This is a genomic window from Clostridioides sp. ZZV14-6345, assembly GCF_020657775.1.
Classification (GTDB): Bacteria; Bacillota; Clostridia; order Peptostreptococcales; family Peptostreptococcaceae; genus Clostridioides; species Clostridioides difficile_D.
In genome coordinates this window covers 1-17,926 of sequence record NZ_JAGWCX010000047.1, presented here as the reverse complement: position 1 = coordinate 17,926, position 17,926 = coordinate 1, and the positions used below count along the sequence as shown (strand labels likewise).

Below are 17,926 nucleotides of genomic sequence, written 5' to 3'. Positions count from 1 at the left end.
CTTATACATTCTCCTTTTTTAGTGTATTATTTGCTATAACCATAGCTAATAATACTGCTGTTATACCACCAATTAATTTAGCAACTATCATTGGTGTTATCATATTAGCATTAAACCCTGCTGTAAATCCTAAGTGGTCTCCAAATACGAATGCTGCTGATACAGAGAATGCTACATTTATTATCTTTCCTCTATTGTCCATATCTTTCATCATACCAAACATTGGTATACAGTTAGCCAAACTTGCAACAAGCCCTGCTGCTGATACATCATTCATCCCAAGAATTTTTCCTAAAGCCATTAATGGTTTATTAAATACCTTTGTTATAACAAATACTAATGGGAATGCTCCTGCTAAAACTATTGCTATATCTCCAACTATTTCTATACCTTCACCTATTGGCTTCATTCCAGGTATTATAACTATTCCAGTTAAAGCTTCAACTATTGAAGCAGCAAGTCCTAAAGTTATAACTATTACTACACCTTTTCCAAAGTATGTGAATCCTTTTATCATAGCATTTTCAAATTTCAATAATCCAAGTGCTATAACTACTGCAAATATTATTATTGGTATTAAGTTTCTAAGAACCATCATTACCTCAAACCCTGCAACTAATCCACCAACAAATGCTCCAATAGGTATTGTTATTATACCTGCAAGTATTCCTGTTGCTAAGAATTTTTGGTCTTCTTTTTCAATTATTCCAAGTGCAACTGGTATTATAAACACTATTGTAGGTCCCATCATAGCACCTACTATTAATCCACCAAACAATCCAGCATTAGGGTCTTTTGCAAGCTCAAGTGCAAGTGGTGCACCTCCCATATCATTAGCTAACAAACTTCCAGCAAACATAGCTGGGTCAGCTCCAAGTATATCAAATACTGGTACTACAATTGGTCTTAATACATCAGCAAGCACTGGTGCTAGACATATAACACCGACCATTGCAACTGCAAGTGAACCCATTGCCATTATACCTTCTTCAAACTGTTCTCCAAGACCAAATTTGTTACCTATACATTTATCTATAGCTCCAAGTACCATAAAGACTACCATTACATAGATTATAATTTCGTTTATACTCATAGTTCCCCCCATTATTTTATTAGACTTTTTATTATTTGACTGTCTACTGATGGTATTACAGTCTTATATATTACTTCTTTTTTTCTTACTACATTTTCACTTTCTTTTAATGCATATTCTAAACTACTTAAATCTCCTGCTACTATATATACTAATTTTCCTCCTATAGCAAAAGATAATTGAAGTTTTACTAATATTAAATCGCCTGATTTTAAAGTCTTATCAAGCATTTTTATTCCAGCACATACTTTGCTACTTTCAACAACGCCTATAGAGACTATATTATCCAACTTCTGATACTTATTTTTAAATCCATCTAATATTTCTTGCGAAATTGCATTTATCACAAAATTATCTACAATATATCCTTCTCCAAGTTTTATTCCGTAGTCTACACATTCATTTACATAAGAAGTTTCTCCACCTACTATTATTAAAAATTTACCTGGACAAATACTTTTTAAGTACAATACATCAACTGAAGATTTTTTTATCATTTCGTTAGATACTTCTATACCTTTAGCAATACTTTTAAATTCTATAGCTCCTATACTTTTATTCATCAAACACCTCAAATGAATCGACTACTCCAACTATAGTTGCATCTACTGGAACATGAGCTTTTTCAATCGATTCTCTAGCTGAGGAACCTTTGGATATAAGAACTAAGTCTCCATTTCCTGCTCCTGCATTATCGGCTGCAACCATGAAGCCTTCCTTGTATGTGTCTTTAGTTTTTAAAATTTTTACAACTAAAAGTTTTTGACCACATAATTTTTCATCTTTTCTTGTAGCCCAAACATTACCTACAACTTTTCCTATATCCATAAAATTACCTCCTTACACTTTCTTTAGTTTGAGATGGTGTATTCTCATAAAATCTACAGCCAATGGCGTTATTATACTTTTTTTATTAACTAGTATGTTTTTAACTCCATTTATAGTTGGTTTTCTTAAGTCAGCTTCTGATATAAGTTTTTTATTTCTTAAATCTAAACTAAATTCGGTATCTATCTTTATACTTCCTACATTATTTAGACTTTCCATATCTTTATTTAAAGCTTTTGTATTTTCTTTTTTAGAATCTATAGAACTTGATACTTCACTTTTTATACTTAACTTATTTTTAGTTATAGTATTTAAGTCTTTTATAATTTCCACACCAAATTTACATATTTCATTTTCAAAGGACATAAACTTCTTATATAACGCTTTTGGTGCAGTATCTTTATATTTTTTATATTCAATTCCTTCATCTAGGACATATACCTTTTTGCCCTTCATAATCATTTTTAGTATAAATCTTTCTTCCTCACTTGTTGAATTTCCAAGTGCTAGATTTGATAATCCCCTCATACAAAGTCTTGAAACTATCACTATTTCACATTCTTTTATACTTTTATCAAATTCTACTATTTCAAATTCATCTTTTAATAAGTTAAATTTATTGTTGTCTTGTTCAAATACAATCACAGCCTTAGGTTTATTAGATATTTTTAGTTCATTACTATTTATTTTTTTATAGATTTCTTCCATTATTAAATCTACAAGGTTATCATAATTCATATTAAATCCTCCCTAGAGGTAATCTATATAGTAGGTTAAATTTATGCTTTCTTTATTATTTTAGCAACAGTTCCTTTTGAATAGCCACATGCATTGGCTTCATCATAATCTATGTGCATGTAAGTTTTAAAGCTGTCACTAACTCTTATTACTACATCATCAAATGTTAAAGGTCTCTGACCCATCACCTTAGCTTCAACTATTTCTTTATCACATACATTGAATTTTTCAGCATCCTTAGGAGTCATGTGTATATGTCTTTTAGCAACCATTAACCCCTTATCAAGTTCAACTTCACCATGTTGTGTTGATATTTTAATACTTAAAGTACCTTCTAAGTCTCCGCTTTGTTTTATAGGAGCTTTTAATCCAAGAGTTGAACCATCTGTTAAAGATATTTCTACTTGAGTTTCATTTCTACATGGACCAAGTACAACTACATTTTTTATACTTCCTTTAGGACCAGTTATTGTGACTCTTTCCTTACAAGCATATTGACCTGGTTGAGATAAGTCTTTTAATTTTGTAAGAGTATATCCCTTACCAAATAATTTGTCTACATCTTCTCTACTTAAGTGAACGTGTCTTCCTGATGCTTCAACTTCTATGAATGCTTCTTTTTTAACTCTAGTTATTACTTCTTCTACTATTTCATTTAATAGACTCTCCATTGTGTCCTCCAACTACTTATACTTATTAGTTCTAACTTTATATATCATTATCCAAAATGCTGACGATAATCTATTAAGTGCCTTTATTAAATCTTCTCTTTGAACATTTCCGTACTCACCTTTAAATGCTTCGTAAGCTGCAAGTTCAACCTCTCGTGTATTACTTCTTATACTATTTATAGCTACTACTACTTCACCCATTTCATAACTTGGGAACTCATGTCCTATACCAAAGTATTTTTTAGGATAGTGAGATTGTTCTCTAAGTTCTTGTGGAGTCAACCCTAAAAGTTTAAAGTCTTCTAGTTTTTCTTCTAAAACCTCACATCTCATTATATTTCTTACAAAGTCTAATACCTCTTGTAATTCCTTAACAAGCTTTGGAATACCTAGTTTTTGGCAAAGAATCTGTGCTTTTAGTATTTCTGATTCAAGAGAATCTATTTTTCCCCTCAATATTATTCTTTTATGGTCTTTAAAAACTAAAAGATTCCCATTTAATTGAGTCATATGTTCTGGTTTTTCATCCAATTTAGCACCAAATACAGTAGTATATTTATACATTTTCTCTTTAACTACTTCTTTTATAACTTCTTTGGGTTCATTATTTATATCTGAAATCTTATCAATATATTTGAGTTCAATACTTCTCTCAGTTAAATAAGATTTTGCAGAAGGAGTTATTATTTGTCCTTTTTCTATATAAAATTCAGTTATATTGCCTTTGTTTTTTCCTATTTTTCTTTTTATTTCGTTTTCTGTTAAAACACCCATTTTATCACATCTCCTATTAGATGTATAAAAAAGACTACCTCAAAATACATTGAGTTTATTAGTAAGACTCATTTTTGAGATAGCCTCTTTTTAATCAAAATTTAAATTTTAAAACTACTTTTATATTACTCAGCTGATACTTTTGGTAATATAGCATCTACTTCAAAGTGTGGTCTTGGTATAACATGAACTGATATTAGTTCTCCAACTCTTTCAGCAGCTGCAGCTCCAGCATCTGTAGCAGCTTTAACAGCCCCAACATCTCCTCTTACCATTACAGTAACTAATCCTCCACCTACTTGCTCTTTTCCTACTAATTGTACATTTGCAGCTTTAACCATTGCATCTGCTGCTTCTATTGCTCCTACTAATCCTTTAGTTTCTATCATTCCTAATGCGTTTGCACTTGCCATAATCTTATCCTCCAAAAATTTAATTTTATAGTTTTATAGTTTATATTTTTAGAAATTTATAGTTATAAATTTCATTTTTATTTTAGTTATGCTAGTTCTTTAACTAATCTTTGAACAAGAAGATTTATTAATTCTTCTTTATCCATTGAGTCAAACATTGACTTTTCAACTTTAGATGTATCTTTTCCAAGTTCTTCTATTTCTTTGATTCCATAAGCTACTCTTTTAACATTTATTAAATCAAGTGGTCCTATATTGTTTGAAGTTGAACTTCCACCTATTGCACCACAACCAAGTGTTAGTGCTGGTACAAGGTTTGTTGATGCACCTATTCCTCCAAGTGCTGAAGGAGTATTCACAAGTATTCTTGATACTGGCATGTTAAGAGCAAATCTCTTTACCAACTCTTCATCATTTGCATGCATTGAGAAGGTATGACCTGCACCTTCATTTAGTAATATTTCTCTACATCTACTCATAATAGCCTCTACATTTTCCTCAACATAGAACGCTAGTATTGGTGTAAGTTTTTCTCTTGAATAGGCTACATTATGACCAACTTTATTTTCTTTTGCAACGAGAACTTTTGTATTTTTAGGTACATTTGTTAAATCTGCTAAATTTGCTATTACTTCAACACTCTTACCAACTATTTGTGGATTCATAGTACCATTAGCTCTTAATATGAATTTTGCCAATCTTTCACTTTCCTCTTCATTTAAAACATATGCACCTTGATTTTTAAGTTCTTTTAACACAGTTTCTTCCATAGATTTTTCTATTACTATAGATTGTTCTGATGCACATATAACACCATTATCAAAAGTTTTAGAATCTATTATTCTTTTGATTGCTAACTTAACATTGGCTGATTTATCTATAAACGCTGGTCCATTTCCAGGTCCAACTCCTATAGCTGGTGTTCCTGAAGAGTAAGCAGCTCTAACCATTGCTTCTCCTCCAGTTGCTAATATTAAGTTTGTATCTTTATGTTTCATTAATTCATTCGTTCCAACTATACTTGGATTGGTTATACATAATATTGAATCTTCTGGAGCTCCAGCCTTTATAGCTGCTTCACTTATTATATTAACTGTTTCAAGTATGCATTTTTTTGCATTTGGATGTGGAGAGAAAACTATAGTATTTCCTGCCTTTAGAGATATTATAGTTTTGTATATTACTGTTGATGTTGGATTTGTTGAAGGTATAAGACCTGCTACAACTCCAACTGGTGTAGCTATATCTATTGTATCTGCTTCTTTATCTTCACCAATTATTCCAATAGTTTTTGTGTTTTTTAAAGTTTCATAAACTCCCATAGATGCAAAAGTATTTTTAATTACTTTATCTTCCCATTTTCCAAATCCAGTTTCTTCATTTGCCATTTTAGCTAATTTAGTAGCATTATTAAATGCTGCATCTGCAACAGCTTTTACTATTTTATCTATTTGCTCTTGGCTCATTTTAGAAAGTTTCTCTTGAGCCACTTTAGCTCTTTTTACAAGAGTTCTGACTTCTTGTATAGATACTAAATCTTTATCTAAAAGTGTCATAACTATCTATCCCCTCTGCTAAGCTTTTTAACTAAGTTTATCAATTCTTCTTTTTTAAGAACATTTAAATCTTTATAAGTTATTGAAGAGTCTAATTTCTTAGCCATAGCTTTAAGTTTTTTCACGCTATTCTTTGATAAGTCATCTCTATCAAAATCATAATTTTCTATTTTAACTTGTTCCAATACGTCTTTATCAATATTAGTATTTTCTATTTTTTCCTCATTGACTTCTGTTAAACGATCATCCACTGTTTCAATTTCTTTGTTAATTTTATCTATATCACTATATAATTTTTCAATATTTTCACTGTTCTCAGTGACATCTAAAATTACATTATCTTTTTTTGATAAATTTTTCGATACATTATCAGTTATTTCCAATGTAATCTCAACGTTTTTCTCTTTATCTTCTGAAACTTCACAGACTTTAGGTTCTTTAGTTTTGAATAAAGCATCTGTTACTTCACTATGGATTCTTGGTATAATATGTGATGCTCTTAATGTACCAACTCTAGAAGCTGCAATTTTACCTGCTTCTAGAGCAGATTTTACAGCACCAACATCTCCACATATTGTTAAAGTAACAATACCTGCTCCAACCTTATCAATTTTTACAATATTAACATTTGCAGATTTTAAACAAGCATCAGAAGCTTCTATTGCAGCAACATATCCTATTACTTCTATTAAGCCTATAGCATCCATCTAACTATCCTAGAATCCTGTTGGATTGTCTGCAACTGATTTTACTGCTTCTGCAAATGCATCACATGCTGCTTTACAAGCCGATTGAGAACCTGTAAGTAATGCTCCACCAAAGTTTGTTTCAGTTGGAGGTGCAAATAATTCACACATCTTAACATCTGCAGCTTTCATTGCTGCATCTAGAGCATACATTGCTTCAAGTGGTGGTGCTACTAAATAAGCTAATGCCTCACCTTCTCTTATTCCTGCCACCTCTGAAAGATATGTACCTGTTCTTGATACGCAGTGAGCATAATATGCTATTGAATCATCATCATTTGCACTTATAAAAGTTGCTCCATATTCTAGAAAATCAACTACTGCATTTAGACCGCTTCTTACTTCTGCTGGACTTGGTCCTGCTATTATTCCTAATACTTCTCCAGCAAGCTTTGTTGAAGCATTTGCAGCACCTGCATACATTGATTTTGCATACACAACATCAACTTCTGAAGCTTTAGTTGCTTCATCAAGAGCTGTGTACGTAACATCATCACAGTCTGCGGTTATTAAACCTAAACTTTTGTGATGTGATTTTAGTTCTAGTTTTTGTGCCATTTCTGGACTTATATTTGAAATTATCTTAATTCCTAATATATTAGGACGAATTACATCGTTTTTCATATTCTACACTCCCTCGACTTTACTTAAGGTCTATTCCTGAAGCTTTTTTATCTAACATAGTTTTTATAAGTTCAGCTATATGAGCACCTGCTTCAACTGCAGTTGTTCCACCTTTGTGAATGTTTGATATAACTGTTCTCTTTGCTTCTGCCATTCCTATGTATGGCTTGTACGCTATATATGCTGACATTGATTCAGCAGTAACTAATCCTGGTCTTTCTCCAACCAACATACATATAACTTCACAACCTAATTCTTCACCTAAATGGTCCATAGCACCAACTCTACAATGTTTAACAAATAAAATTTCACTTGAGTCTATACCATACATTTTTAGACCTTGTTTTATAGCTGGTACACAGTCTTTTAAGTTTGCCTCTATAGCAGCTGAACTAAGTCCATCTCCCACTAATATTAAAACTTTTTGATTTGTACCAAATTTAGATTTTATACTACTTATAGTTTCTGGAGAAAATTTTCTTCCCAAATCTGGTCTTGTTAAGTATTCATCTTTATCTTTACATAAAGTTTCTACTGCAAACATATCATTTTCTTTTATAAATTCATCATCTACATAAGAGAATACAGCGTCTTGTGCAGCAGCATGGTCTGCTCTAAATCTTAAAACTGTTTCTGTTTTATATCTAGTACCAGCTCTTCCTATGCCTAATCTTGCAGGTGTTTTTGCTTTCATATCTAAATAAGCCTCTGCGTCCTTAGGATTTTTTACTAGTAATTGCTTTCTTATATCAACTTCCGTTATATCATCTATACAAGCATTGTTGTCTATTACAACTTCAGTTGCCTTCTTAACAGTTTCAGATACAACATTAGTATCTAATTCCCCAACCATTTCTCCAACTAACTGTTCTACTAATGCTTTTAAATCCTTTTCATTCATACTAAATACCTCCTATCCTAATAATACAGATGCGTCTCCCGCTAACTCTGTTAACTTACCATCTTTAGAGAATCCCATCTTTTCCATCCAAGCATCAAATTCTTTTATTGCTGTCAATCCAAACATTTCTCTAAGCGATGCTGTTTCATGGTATCCTGTTGTTTGATAGTTAAGCATAACATCATCTCCATGAGGTATTCCCATAAAGTACGTACATCCTGCTGTTGTTAATAGTATAGCTAAGTTTTCCATATCATTTTGGTCAGCCTTCATATGGTTAGTGTAACAAACATCAACACCCATTGGTAATCCATGTAGTTTACCCATAAAATGGTCTTCAAGTCCTGCTCTTACAACTTCTCTAGCATCATATAAGTACTCAGGCCCTATAAATCCAACAACTGTATTTACTAAGAATGGTTCATACTTTTTAGCAAATCCATAGCATCTAGCTTCCATAGTAACCTGGTCTATTCCATGATGTGCTTCTGAAGATAATTCTGAACCTTGTCCAGTTTCAAAATACATGACATTAGGTCCTGTAGCTGTACCATGTTTTAAAGCTAACTGTCTAGCTTCTTCTATGGTATCTCCATTAAATCCAAAGGCTTCATTTCCTTTTTCAGAACCTGCTATAGATTGGAATATTAAATCTGCAGGAGCACCATTTCTTATTGCTTCCATTTGTGTAGTAACGTGTGCTAATACACATGTTTGAGTTGGTATTTGATATTTTTGCTTTACTTCTTCAAATCTCTTTAATACTTTAGTAACACTTTCAACAGAGTCATCAACTGGGTTTAATCCAAGTACTGCATCTCCTATACCAAAAGTTAAACCTTCAAGAAGCGATGCAAGTATTCCATCTGGGTCATCTGTTGGATGATTAGGTTGAAGTCTTGCTGATAACGTTCCTTGTTCTCCTATAGTTGTATTACAGTGAGCAGTAACCTTTATCTTTTTAGCTGCATAAACTAAGTCCATATTTGACATTAATTTTGCAACTGCTGCTATCATTTCAGAAGTTAATCCTCTTGATATTCTTCTTATATCAAGGCTTCTAGTATTTGAATCTAATATCCACTCTCTAAGTTCAGATACTGTCCAGTCTTTTATTTCTTCATAAACTTTTTCATTTACAGCATCTTGTATTATTCTTGTTACTTCATCTTCCTCATATGCTACTGCAGGATTATTTCTTATATCCTCTAGCTTTATGTGTGATAAAACAACTTTTGCTGCTATTCTTTCTTCAGCTGATTCTGCTGCAAGACCTGCTAATTTATCTCCTGATTTTTCTTCATTAGCTTTAGCCATTACATCATATAAGCCTTTAAACTGATAAGTACGTCCAAATAATTTTGTCTTTAAAATCATTTACTTACCTCCTTCTATTAATTAAAAACTAATGTTTTTATTACCACAGGTAAAACTTTACCTTCAACTATAGGTTTTCCAATGTCGATATAATCTCCATTTTCAACCTTAACACTGTCTATACAAACAATTTCTTTTTTATAATTTAATAATGCATATATTGCTTGACCTAATACTTTTGCCATATCATTTTCAACGATTACTATAAAAGGTAAATCATTTTCAATGATTTGTTGCATTCCATCTACAAACCCTTTAGCATACTCTTGTATATCTGAAAAGGTTGGATTTTTCTTACCTATCATGGCTATAGCAACTTTCTGTAAATCATTTTCTAATTTAAACCAGTTGAGTTTGTTTTTTATAGCCTCACTGATTTGTTTTGAAGTACCTACTTCTTCATCAATTGATAATTTTAAGACTGGCAAATTCTTAATTGGAAACTTTTCGCTAGTATAAGTTATTGTACTTCCACTTACTTCAGTAGTATGAGAACCTGCTCCAACTACTGTGGCTCTTATTGTTTCCATAGATTGAACCACATTTACTTTTTTAAGGTATTCGCAATTTTTTATTGCTTGCCCAAGTAAAATTCCCAAGTCACCATATTCAAAATAATCCTTTATTTCTCCATCGTAGTAAATATAATCAGCTACTCCACCAGAGAATGAAACATTCTTAATACTTTCATCTACACTTATTGATTTATTGGTTATTATAAAATCAAATAAAGGTGTCTGTTTTTTTAATCCTATACTTTCCATTAATAAGTCAACCATCATATCAACTATTGGTTTTGTGTTTTCTATTGTAGCTACAGTTCCTACTTGAAGGTTTAAATTATTATCTTTTATGATTTTATCTATTTTAGGTGATATATAAGTTATTTTTTTACTTATTTTATCTATCTTTATGAGTCTTCCACCTATATCCAAACACCCAGTATCGGTTACTTCTCCCCTTTTAAATGAAGCTATATTACTAGTTCCCCCACCTATGTCTATATTTACAATTGTAGTTGAATGTTCTTTTGAATAAATATGAGCTCCAGCTCCTTTTCCTGATATTATGCTTTCTAAATCAGGTCCTGCTGTTGCAACAACAAAGTCTCCAGCAAATCCACTTAAAGTATGAAGCACATCATTTGCATTTTCTTTTCTAGCTGTTTCACCAGTGATTATTACTGCTCCTGTATGTATATCCACTTTAGATATATTTGCTTTTTTATATTCATTTTCAACTATATCTTTTATCTGTTGACCATTTATTTCATTATTTGAAATAAGAGGAGTGAAATAAACTTTACTTTTATAAATAATTTCTTTGTCTACTATACTTATTCTAGGTACCGAAAAATTTGATTCAGTATTTTCCACTATTAATTTAGAAAAAATTAACTGAGTGGTACTTGTTCCAATGTCAATACCAACACTTAATAACTCTTCTCTCATTTTCTCACCTCCTAAAATTTAAGTATGTCTTAAACAAGCAAAGAGGCTTAAAGTTATAATAAATATATGTTAAATTGAATATATACTTATAATTTTTATAAATACATTCAACTAACTTAATCTATTAATAACCTTAAGCCTCTTTGCTCAATTAAAACTACTACTTTGTAGATGAGTTATTATTTAAATATTAATTTGTGTAGGTATAGTAATTAATACTTCTGTACCATTCTTACTACTTTTTCTATTTATACTTCCTTTTAACATTTGAGTTATATAACTATCTATTATATATGTCCCTAAACTATTTTTATTTATATTATCACTATCAAATCCAACTCCATCATCTATAATAGCGATATTTCTTGAATCATTATCTTTATTTATTAATATTTGTATATTACCATGTTCTCTATCAATAAAAGCATGGTCATAACAGTTTTGTAGTATTTCATTTATAACCAAAAGTATTGCGGTTGCTTTTTCTCCACTAATTTTAAAATCTTCACCTGTTATACGTATATCTATATCCTTACTAAACAAATACCCACCTTGAATATTTGACACTAATAAATTGATACCTTCTCGTATAGATATATTATTATCCACTTCCTTAGATAATAAATAATGAGTCGAAAGTATTGCAAATACTCTATTTATTATATTATCCAAACACTGCTTGACTTCATCATTTTGAGATAATCTACTTTGTTTTTTTATTATAGATATTACTGTATGAAGATTATTTTTCACCCTATGATGAGCTTCTCTTATAGCTACTGTTTTTAAAACTAATTCTTCTTCTTTTCGCTTTAAATCACTTATATCTTGTACTATTTTACAAACCTTAAACTCATCATCTTTGATGTATATGGTCTTTATTTTGAAAAACATATTACCTATTGAAACTTCATTTGTTTCATCATAATTTTCATCCATTAATATATCTTCAAATACTTTAGTTTCTATATACAAGTCGTTATAATGCATATCTTGTATATCACATTCAAATCCAAGATTTTTATATATTTCAGTTGCAATACGATTTTTAATTTTTAATTTCCCATTTTTATCAAATATGAGTATAGCTGAATTTAAATTATCAACTAAAAAATCATTATTTCCTATCAATTTTATAAACTGATGTAAATTTTTATTTTCTTCATCTTCATTAGTGTTAAACTCATTCTTAACTTCACTACTTATATCTTTTTCAACTATTAATACTGCTAAAACTTTGTCATCTAATGTTATTGGCTGAATATTTTGCTTAACCAGTTTATATTCTTGTGTTAAAGCTTTTATATCTCTTACTCTTTCTCCTGTTTTTAAGCACTTTATAACTCCTGGTTCATTTTCAAGTAGAGCCTTTTTGCCTATAACATTTTCACAGTACACTGACTTTTCTTTAGGTCTACTATGTGCCACAACAATTGCTTCATCATCAATTTTACTTAATACATCTATAAAAACATCAGCCTCATAAAAGGAAGCCATTAAATCTAAGGATTTTGATACCTCTATAATTTTTTCAATTTCATTATTATTTAAGTATGTTTGTGTAGTTGCTATCTTTTTTATCGTATTAGTCATCGTATCCTATTATAATCATCTTGGCAATTTCCATCATTGTAGTTCTTTTATCCATACTTAATTTTCTTATTCTAGTGTATGCTTCATCCTCAGAAATTTTAAACTCTCTTATAAGTATACCTTTTGCTCTTTCTACTAATTTTCTTTCATTCAATTTAGAATTTACCTTTTCTAAATCCTTTTTCATTCTTTCAAATTCATTTACTTTATTTAGACACATTTCTATAGTTGGTATAAGTGATTTTTCGCTTGCTGTCTTTACTAAGTATCCATAAGCACCTATACTTTTGGCCTTTTCTACGTATTCTTTATCCTCAAATGAAGTTAATAAAAGTACTCCACCTGCTAGATTTTCTTTACATATTATTTTACCTGCCTTTATACCATCAAGTATTGGCATTTCTATATCCATTATAACTAAATCAGGTTTATGTTTTTTACACATTTCAACAGCTTCAAATCCATCACTTGCTTCTCCTATTATTTCATAGCCATGACTTTCTAGTATATCCTTTGTATCCATCCTTAACAGTGGTTCATCATCAACCAATAGTATTTTTTTCCCCATGTTCCTACCTCACTTAAAGATTAAATCTTTTTAGAATAGTTTATATATTTTTTTATTTTATCATACTTTTATCATAATTTTGAGTAAAAAAATATTTCCCCTTAAATTTCATCTATATTTTTAGATTTTTCTAGATATTTAAATAGTTTTTCAAGCCCTATATCATCAACTGTGTCTATTTTAAAGATTTGACTTGCTCCTGCTAGTGATAGTCTTTCATAAGCTAGATTAACCTCGTCTTCAGTAGCTTTATTTATTTTAGTTATAATCCCTATTACATCTTTGCAAAACATACTTGCAAATCCTGGTGCTATATAATTTTCTTCTTGTGTAGCATCATACACTATTGCTATAATTTTAGCATCTGCTGATGTTGTTATTAAGGCATTGTATAGGCTTCTATTCTCCATATATTCACCTGGAGTATCTATTGCATTATTATAAAGTTCTACTGACTGAGTTTTTTTATATTTCAATTCTAATTGGTCTAGTTTTTGACATAAAGTAGTTTTACCACTACCTGTCTTTCCCATAAATATTATATTCTTCATTGTATTATTATGTCCTTGTTATTTTTGTAGATGAGAAGTTTAACATATTTCCTAAAACTTCTAAAACATCGTTTAATGCTGATTCTACAGAACTTACATCACCTGATATTACTACAGAACCACTAAATCTATCTATAAAACCTAAAGATACATTTGAAGCTTTTGTAGCAACATCTGCTGCTATTATTGATGCTTCACTTGGTGTTATTGTAAGTATTCCTATTGCATCTTTTTTATCAAGCACTAATCCTAGTTTCTTATATATATCTTCATTAGGATTAGCTATTATATGTGCTAATGTAACCTGTTTTCCAGGAACATATTCTTGAATAACTCTTTGCTTAGATTCTTCAGTCAAATTTATTCCCTGCTTTCTTTAAATATAGTTTACTAAAAAATTATTTGTTTAAAATAAAAAGAGCTCCATAAGAATAATATTAATATTCCTAAGAAGCTCCGTTGCTTTCTACTAAAGTATCACGCCTTTGTGATACTTTCATTATAGTTTTCTGTTTTATATTTGTCAATATATAATTTATATTTTTAAAAACATTTTCCCTACTTGTATAATATTATGTTTACATGTAATAAAATGTAGTTATTTAATATTATTTAATATGTTTATTATATCATCTTCAGTTGGTACTTTGGGATTAGTTAGTGTACAAGTATCTCTTATAGCAAGTTTTGCTATTTCTCTTTCCTCATTAGTTACATCTTCTAAACTTAATTTGCACTGTGTCAGTTTGGTTGGCATATTCATTTCTTTTTGTAGTTTTTTTATTTCATTTACTAAATTTCTAACAGCTATTCTTATATTACCATTCCCAAGCCCTACTAATTCTGCTATTTGTGCATATTTCTTAGCTGTATCAGAGTAAGTTGTGTTAGTATATCCTACTATTGATGCATTATATTCTATTACATGAGGAAGCAATATAGAGTTTGTTCTTCCATGTGGTATATGGAATTTTCCACCTAGTACATGTGCAATAGAATGATTTATACCAAGTGATGCTTGATTAAATGCTATACCTGCTAAACAAGATGCATTGTGCATTTTTTCTCTAGCTTCTATATCATTTCCATCTTTATATGCTTTTATTAAGTATTTAAACACTAACTTTATGGCTTTTTCAGATAGTGCATCTGAGAAGTCATTAGAATTTGTAGATACGTAAGCTTCTATAGCATGTGTCAATACATCCATCCCTGTATCTGCTGTTATGAAGTTTGGTACAGTTTTTACAAGTTCTGGGTCTAGTATTGCCATGTCTGGAAGTAAATCATCACTTACTAATGGATACTTACATTTCTTTTGACTGTCTGTTATTACAGCAAATGATGTTACTTCTGAACCTGTTCCACTCGTTGTTGGTATTGCTATAAACTCTACTTCATTAGATTTTAATATTTTTTTAGAAAAATCCATTATAGATTTTGCAGCATCTATTGCAGAACCTCCACCTAATGCTATTATTATATCTGGGTTTGTAGATTTAAATGCTTCTATTCCCGCTACTACTACTTCTATTGGTGGGTCTGGTACTATGTCTTCAAAAACTTGATATGTTGTATTTATTAAGTTAGATGTTATTTTATCTATTGTTTTTGATTTAACCATAAATGGGTCTGTTATTATTAGTACTTTTTTGTTTTTTAATTCTTGTAGAGCTTTCAGTGAGCCTTCTCCAAATTTAATTCTAGTTTTAATCTCAAAGTTATTCAAATTTCTATCCTCCTTAAGTTAAATACGCAAAAAAGCTCCATAGACTTTATCTATGGAGCTCCATTGCTCTTTTAACACTTCATTGTGCTATATTTAAAAATATACTATTTGATTAATATAATGTCAAGTCAATAGTATATAAAATCAATAATCAAAGCTTATCTATCAGATTTACTTACATTTAATTCTTTTTCTAAAGTAATAAATGCTTTATCTAAGACTTCTTTAGGATATTTTTTACCTATTATATTTACAAACCAACTAGCTTTAGCTATTTCTATTCCATTAAGTTTAGCTTCATCTTTAGGAAAAATCTCTACAACCTTGATTTCCATATGCAAGCCCCCTACAAATTCTTGTTATAACTATTAGTTTCAAAAAATCATCCTTTAAAATATTTAGATTTTAGCTTTGTCATAGTAACTTATGCCTTTATATTAATTTATGAAATTAGAGATTTGTCCTGATACAACTAAGCATCAAAATTTATTATTGATTTAAAATTTGAATAGTAAAGAAATAAAATAAATAGTCATATATTATAAAAAGTAGAATTATATAAATTTACCTAATTAATAAATTCATTCTAATAAGTTTACTTGAAAGGCTGTATACAAATAATTTCAAATATATATCCTAATTTATAGGAGGTTTTAATTTTGAAAGCTGCAATTTATTCAAGAAAATCAAGATTTACTGGAAAAGGTGACTCTATAGAAAATCAAATACAATTATGTATGGATTATACAAAATCTATTGGTATAAAAGATTTTTTGATATATGAAGATGAGGGTTTTAGTGGCAGTAATATAGATAGACCACAATTTAAGAAAATGATGCAGGATGCTAAAGATAAGAAATTCAATTATCTGGTTTGCTATAGATTAGATAGAATATCGAGAAATGTATCTGACTTCTCTACTTTAATAGAAAAATTAAATGAACTAAACATATCATTTATCTCTATTAAAGAACAATTTGATACTTCAACTCCAATGGGAAGAGCTATGATGTTTATATCAAGTGTATTTGCTCAACTAGAAAGAGAAACAATAGCAGAACGTATAAAAGATAATATGTATGAATTAGCTCGTAGTGGTAGATGGCTTGGAGGCAATACACCTCATGGATTTAACAGTGAAAAAATCACATTCTTAGATGAAAATCTAAAAGAAAGAAGTATGTATAAGCTTCAAGTAAATAACGAACAAATGGAGGTTGTAAAGTTAATATACAATAAATACTTAGAACTTAGGTCATTATCCAAGTTATATAAATATGTTTATCATAATGGAATAAGAGGTCCTCGAGGTGGTAAATTTGACCCGAGTTCTTTATCTAGAATACTTAGAAATCCAGCATATGTAAAAGCTAATGATGAAGTTTTAGAGTATCTTAGAAACAATGGTATGGATGTTATAGGTACTTCAGATAGAAAATGTGGAATCCTTACCTATGCTAAAAATACATCTGATTCAATAGCCGCAATTGCAAAACACCATGGAGTCATAGAACCTGAAATATGGCTTGAAGTACAAAGTCAGCTAGATAAAAATCGTGATAAGACACCAAGAATAGCAACTGGCAAAACTGCTCTTTTATCTGGACTTATAAAATGTGGTAAGTGTGGTGCTAATATGAGAATTACCTATAAGGGTAAAAAAACTGATAAAGATTTAAAATATTATTATGTTTGTGGTACTAAAAAAACACTTGGTGCTGATACTTGTAACTGCAAAAACCTTAATGGACAATTAGTTGAAAGCTTAGTTATAGATAAAATTAAGAATTGTAAAGTGGAATCTATCATAAGTGAATTTAATAGTAATAACATTAAGAATGGTAATATTTTTAATGTTTTAAAATCTGAGACTAATTTACTTAAAAATCAAATTTTAGATAAGGAAAAACTTATTAAAAATTTAGTTATAGAACTTGCAAAAAATACTGGTAGCACTGCTTCTGATTATATAGTTTCTCAAATTGAGAGCTTAAATAGTGAGATTAGTATTTTAAAGAATAAGATTAATACTTTGGAATCTAGCAATGTCAATATTACTAGTGACAATATTAATCTTGATATTATTACTAATAATCTGAAGAGATTTAATGATGAAGTTGATAATGCCAGTTTAGATGATAAGAGATTATTATTATCTACTATTATTAATAGTATCGTTTGGGATAGCAGTTTAGGAAATCTTAATATTATTTATATGGGTGCTAAAATGGATGATTCTGTTTTATTGAGCGATTAGTTGCACTTTTTTAGTTATAGTAGAAGCAATAAGCATATCAGATAAGGTTGCAATA

General features: G+C 29.8%; 20 protein-coding genes. 1 reads left to right on the top strand and 19 read right to left on the bottom strand.

What is annotated here, in order from left to right:
- Position 1: 1 nt before the first annotated feature.
- The 19 genes from eutH to KGF39_RS12915 all read right to left on the bottom strand — a co-directional run bounded on the left by eutH (position 2) and on the right by KGF39_RS12915 (position 15,948).
- Positions 2–1,093 carry an ethanolamine utilization protein EutH gene (gene eutH / locus KGF39_RS13005; protein WP_227822628.1) on the bottom strand — a complete coding sequence of 364 codons (1,092 nt, stop codon included), beginning with the start codon at positions 1,091–1,093 and terminating at the stop codon, positions 2–4.
- Positions 1,094–1,104: 11 nt separating this feature from the next.
- Positions 1,105–1,656 (bottom strand): BMC domain-containing protein, encoded by a 552-nt coding sequence (locus KGF39_RS13000; RefSeq protein WP_227822627.1) that lies wholly within the window; start codon positions 1,654–1,656, stop codon positions 1,105–1,107.
- Positions 1,649–1,921 carry a EutN/CcmL family microcompartment protein gene (locus tag KGF39_RS12995; protein WP_003428697.1) on the bottom strand — a complete coding sequence of 91 codons (273 nt, stop codon included), beginning with the start codon at positions 1,919–1,921 and terminating at the stop codon, positions 1,649–1,651. Before KGF39_RS12995 ends, KGF39_RS13000 begins: the two co-directional genes overlap by 8 nt.
- A gap of 12 nt (positions 1,922–1,933) precedes the next feature.
- Positions 1,934–2,659, bottom strand: a complete 726-nt coding sequence (locus KGF39_RS12990) for a TIGR02536 family ethanolamine utilization protein (protein WP_227822626.1) — start codon at positions 2,657–2,659, stop codon at positions 1,934–1,936.
- Between the two features lie 41 nt (positions 2,660–2,700).
- The gene (eutD, locus tag KGF39_RS12985) at positions 2,701–3,330 is read right to left on the bottom strand and encodes an ethanolamine utilization phosphate acetyltransferase EutD (RefSeq protein ID WP_227822625.1); all 630 of its coding nucleotides are present in this window, start codon (positions 3,328–3,330) and stop codon (positions 2,701–2,703) included.
- A 12-nt stretch (positions 3,331–3,342) separates the two neighbouring features.
- The gene (locus KGF39_RS12980) at positions 3,343–4,104 is read right to left on the bottom strand and encodes a cobalamin adenosyltransferase (RefSeq protein WP_227822624.1); all 762 of its coding nucleotides are present in this window, start codon (positions 4,102–4,104) and stop codon (positions 3,343–3,345) included.
- 125 nt (positions 4,105–4,229) lie between these two features.
- On the bottom strand, positions 4,230–4,517 hold the full coding sequence (gene eutM, locus KGF39_RS12975) for an ethanolamine utilization microcompartment protein EutM (protein ID WP_003423991.1): 288 nt from the start codon (positions 4,515–4,517) through the stop codon (positions 4,230–4,232).
- A gap of 86 nt (positions 4,518–4,603) precedes the next feature.
- Positions 4,604–6,073: an acetaldehyde dehydrogenase (acetylating) gene (locus tag KGF39_RS12970; RefSeq protein WP_227822623.1), complete on the bottom strand. Its 1,470-nt coding sequence runs from the start codon at positions 6,071–6,073 to the stop codon at positions 4,604–4,606.
- Positions 6,074–6,075: 2 nt separating this feature from the next.
- Entirely contained in the window at positions 6,076–6,780 is a 705-nt protein-coding gene (locus tag KGF39_RS20090; RefSeq protein ID WP_306800925.1) for a BMC domain-containing protein, read from the bottom strand.
- A gap of 9 nt (positions 6,781–6,789) precedes the next feature.
- Complete coding sequence (eutL, locus tag KGF39_RS12960) at positions 6,790–7,443, bottom strand: ethanolamine utilization microcompartment protein EutL (RefSeq protein ID WP_003423987.1); 654 nt, start codon at positions 7,441–7,443, stop codon at positions 6,790–6,792.
- A gap of 19 nt (positions 7,444–7,462) precedes the next feature.
- On the bottom strand, positions 7,463–8,344 hold the full coding sequence (gene eutC, locus KGF39_RS12955; RefSeq protein ID WP_227822622.1) for an ethanolamine ammonia-lyase subunit EutC: 882 nt from the start codon (positions 8,342–8,344) through the stop codon (positions 7,463–7,465).
- A 12-nt stretch (positions 8,345–8,356) separates the two neighbouring features.
- On the bottom strand, positions 8,357–9,721 hold the full coding sequence (locus KGF39_RS12950) for an ethanolamine ammonia-lyase subunit EutB (protein WP_054273885.1): 1,365 nt from the start codon (positions 9,719–9,721) through the stop codon (positions 8,357–8,359).
- A 17-nt stretch (positions 9,722–9,738) separates the two neighbouring features.
- Entirely contained in the window at positions 9,739–11,172 is a 1,434-nt protein-coding gene (gene eutA, locus KGF39_RS12945) for an ethanolamine ammonia-lyase reactivating factor EutA (RefSeq protein ID WP_227822621.1), read from the bottom strand.
- 183 nt (positions 11,173–11,355) lie between these two features.
- Positions 11,356–12,765 carry a histidine kinase N-terminal domain-containing protein gene (locus tag KGF39_RS12940; protein WP_227822620.1) on the bottom strand — a complete coding sequence of 470 codons (1,410 nt, stop codon included), beginning with the start codon at positions 12,763–12,765 and terminating at the stop codon, positions 11,356–11,358.
- Complete coding sequence (locus tag KGF39_RS12935; RefSeq protein WP_227822619.1) at positions 12,758–13,333, bottom strand: response regulator; 576 nt, start codon at positions 13,331–13,333, stop codon at positions 12,758–12,760. The genes KGF39_RS12940 and KGF39_RS12935 overlap by 8 nt, the downstream gene beginning before the upstream one ends.
- A 101-nt stretch (positions 13,334–13,434) precedes the next feature.
- On the bottom strand, positions 13,435–13,884 hold the full coding sequence (locus KGF39_RS12930; protein ID WP_107594265.1) for a EutP/PduV family microcompartment system protein: 450 nt from the start codon (positions 13,882–13,884) through the stop codon (positions 13,435–13,437).
- Positions 13,885–13,891: 7 nt separating this feature from the next.
- Complete coding sequence (gene eutS, locus KGF39_RS12925) at positions 13,892–14,242, bottom strand: ethanolamine utilization microcompartment protein EutS (protein ID WP_003423973.1); 351 nt, start codon at positions 14,240–14,242, stop codon at positions 13,892–13,894.
- Positions 14,243–14,482: 240 nt separating this feature from the next.
- Positions 14,483–15,613, bottom strand: a complete 1,131-nt coding sequence (locus KGF39_RS12920; protein ID WP_227822618.1) for a 1-propanol dehydrogenase PduQ — start codon at positions 15,611–15,613, stop codon at positions 14,483–14,485.
- A gap of 158 nt (positions 15,614–15,771) precedes the next feature.
- Entirely contained in the window at positions 15,772–15,948 is a 177-nt protein-coding gene (locus tag KGF39_RS12915) for a hypothetical protein (protein ID WP_227822617.1), read from the bottom strand.
- A gap of 324 nt (positions 15,949–16,272) precedes the next feature.
- Between KGF39_RS12915 and KGF39_RS12910 the strand changes: the two genes are divergently transcribed.
- Positions 16,273–17,871 (top strand): recombinase family protein, encoded by a 1,599-nt coding sequence (locus tag KGF39_RS12910; protein ID WP_227822616.1) that lies wholly within the window; start codon positions 16,273–16,275, stop codon positions 17,869–17,871.
- The last annotated feature ends 55 nt before the right edge of the window (positions 17,872–17,926 follow it).

Excerpts from the sequence above, each read along its gene's own strand:
- KGF39_RS12950 (WP_054273885.1), bottom strand. The coding sequence starts at position 9,721 with ATGATTTTAAAGACAAAATTATTTGGACGTACTTATCAGTTTAAAGGC.
- eutA (WP_227822621.1), bottom strand. The coding sequence starts at position 11,172 with ATGAGAGAAGAGTTATTAAGTGTTGGTATTGACATTGGAACAAGTACC.
- KGF39_RS20090 (WP_306800925.1), bottom strand. The coding sequence starts at position 6,780 with ATGGATGCTATAGGCTTAATAGAAGTAATAGGATATGTTGCTGCAATA.
- eutL (WP_003423987.1), bottom strand. The coding sequence starts at position 7,443 with ATGAAAAACGATGTAATTCGTCCTAATATATTAGGAATTAAGATAATT.
- KGF39_RS12940 (WP_227822620.1), bottom strand. The coding sequence starts at position 12,765 with ATGACTAATACGATAAAAAAGATAGCAACTACACAAACATACTTAAAT.
- KGF39_RS12930 (WP_107594265.1), bottom strand. The coding sequence starts at position 13,884 with ATGAAGAATATAATATTTATGGGAAAGACAGGTAGTGGTAAAACTACT.
- eutC (WP_227822622.1), bottom strand. The coding sequence starts at position 8,344 with ATGAATGAAAAGGATTTAAAAGCATTAGTAGAACAGTTAGTTGGAGAA.
- eutH (WP_227822628.1), bottom strand. The coding sequence starts at position 1,093 with ATGAGTATAAACGAAATTATAATCTATGTAATGGTAGTCTTTATGGTA.
- KGF39_RS12990 (WP_227822626.1), bottom strand. The coding sequence starts at position 2,659 with ATGAATTATGATAACCTTGTAGATTTAATAATGGAAGAAATCTATAAA.
- KGF39_RS13000 (WP_227822627.1), bottom strand. The coding sequence starts at position 1,656 with ATGAATAAAAGTATAGGAGCTATAGAATTTAAAAGTATTGCTAAAGGT.
- KGF39_RS12970 (WP_227822623.1), bottom strand. The coding sequence starts at position 6,073 with ATGACACTTTTAGATAAAGATTTAGTATCTATACAAGAAGTCAGAACT.
- eutM (WP_003423991.1), bottom strand. The coding sequence starts at position 4,517 with ATGGCAAGTGCAAACGCATTAGGAATGATAGAAACTAAAGGATTAGTA.
- KGF39_RS12915 (WP_227822617.1), bottom strand. The coding sequence starts at position 15,948 with ATGGAAATCAAGGTTGTAGAGATTTTTCCTAAAGATGAAGCTAAACTT.
- KGF39_RS12980 (WP_227822624.1), bottom strand. The coding sequence starts at position 4,104 with ATGGGTGTTTTAACAGAAAACGAAATAAAAAGAAAAATAGGAAAAAAC.
- KGF39_RS12995 (WP_003428697.1), bottom strand. The coding sequence starts at position 1,921 with ATGGATATAGGAAAAGTTGTAGGTAATGTTTGGGCTACAAGAAAAGAT.
- eutD (WP_227822625.1), bottom strand. The coding sequence starts at position 3,330 with ATGGAGAGTCTATTAAATGAAATAGTAGAAGAAGTAATAACTAGAGTT.
- KGF39_RS12935 (WP_227822619.1), bottom strand. The coding sequence starts at position 13,333 with ATGGGGAAAAAAATACTATTGGTTGATGATGAACCACTGTTAAGGATG.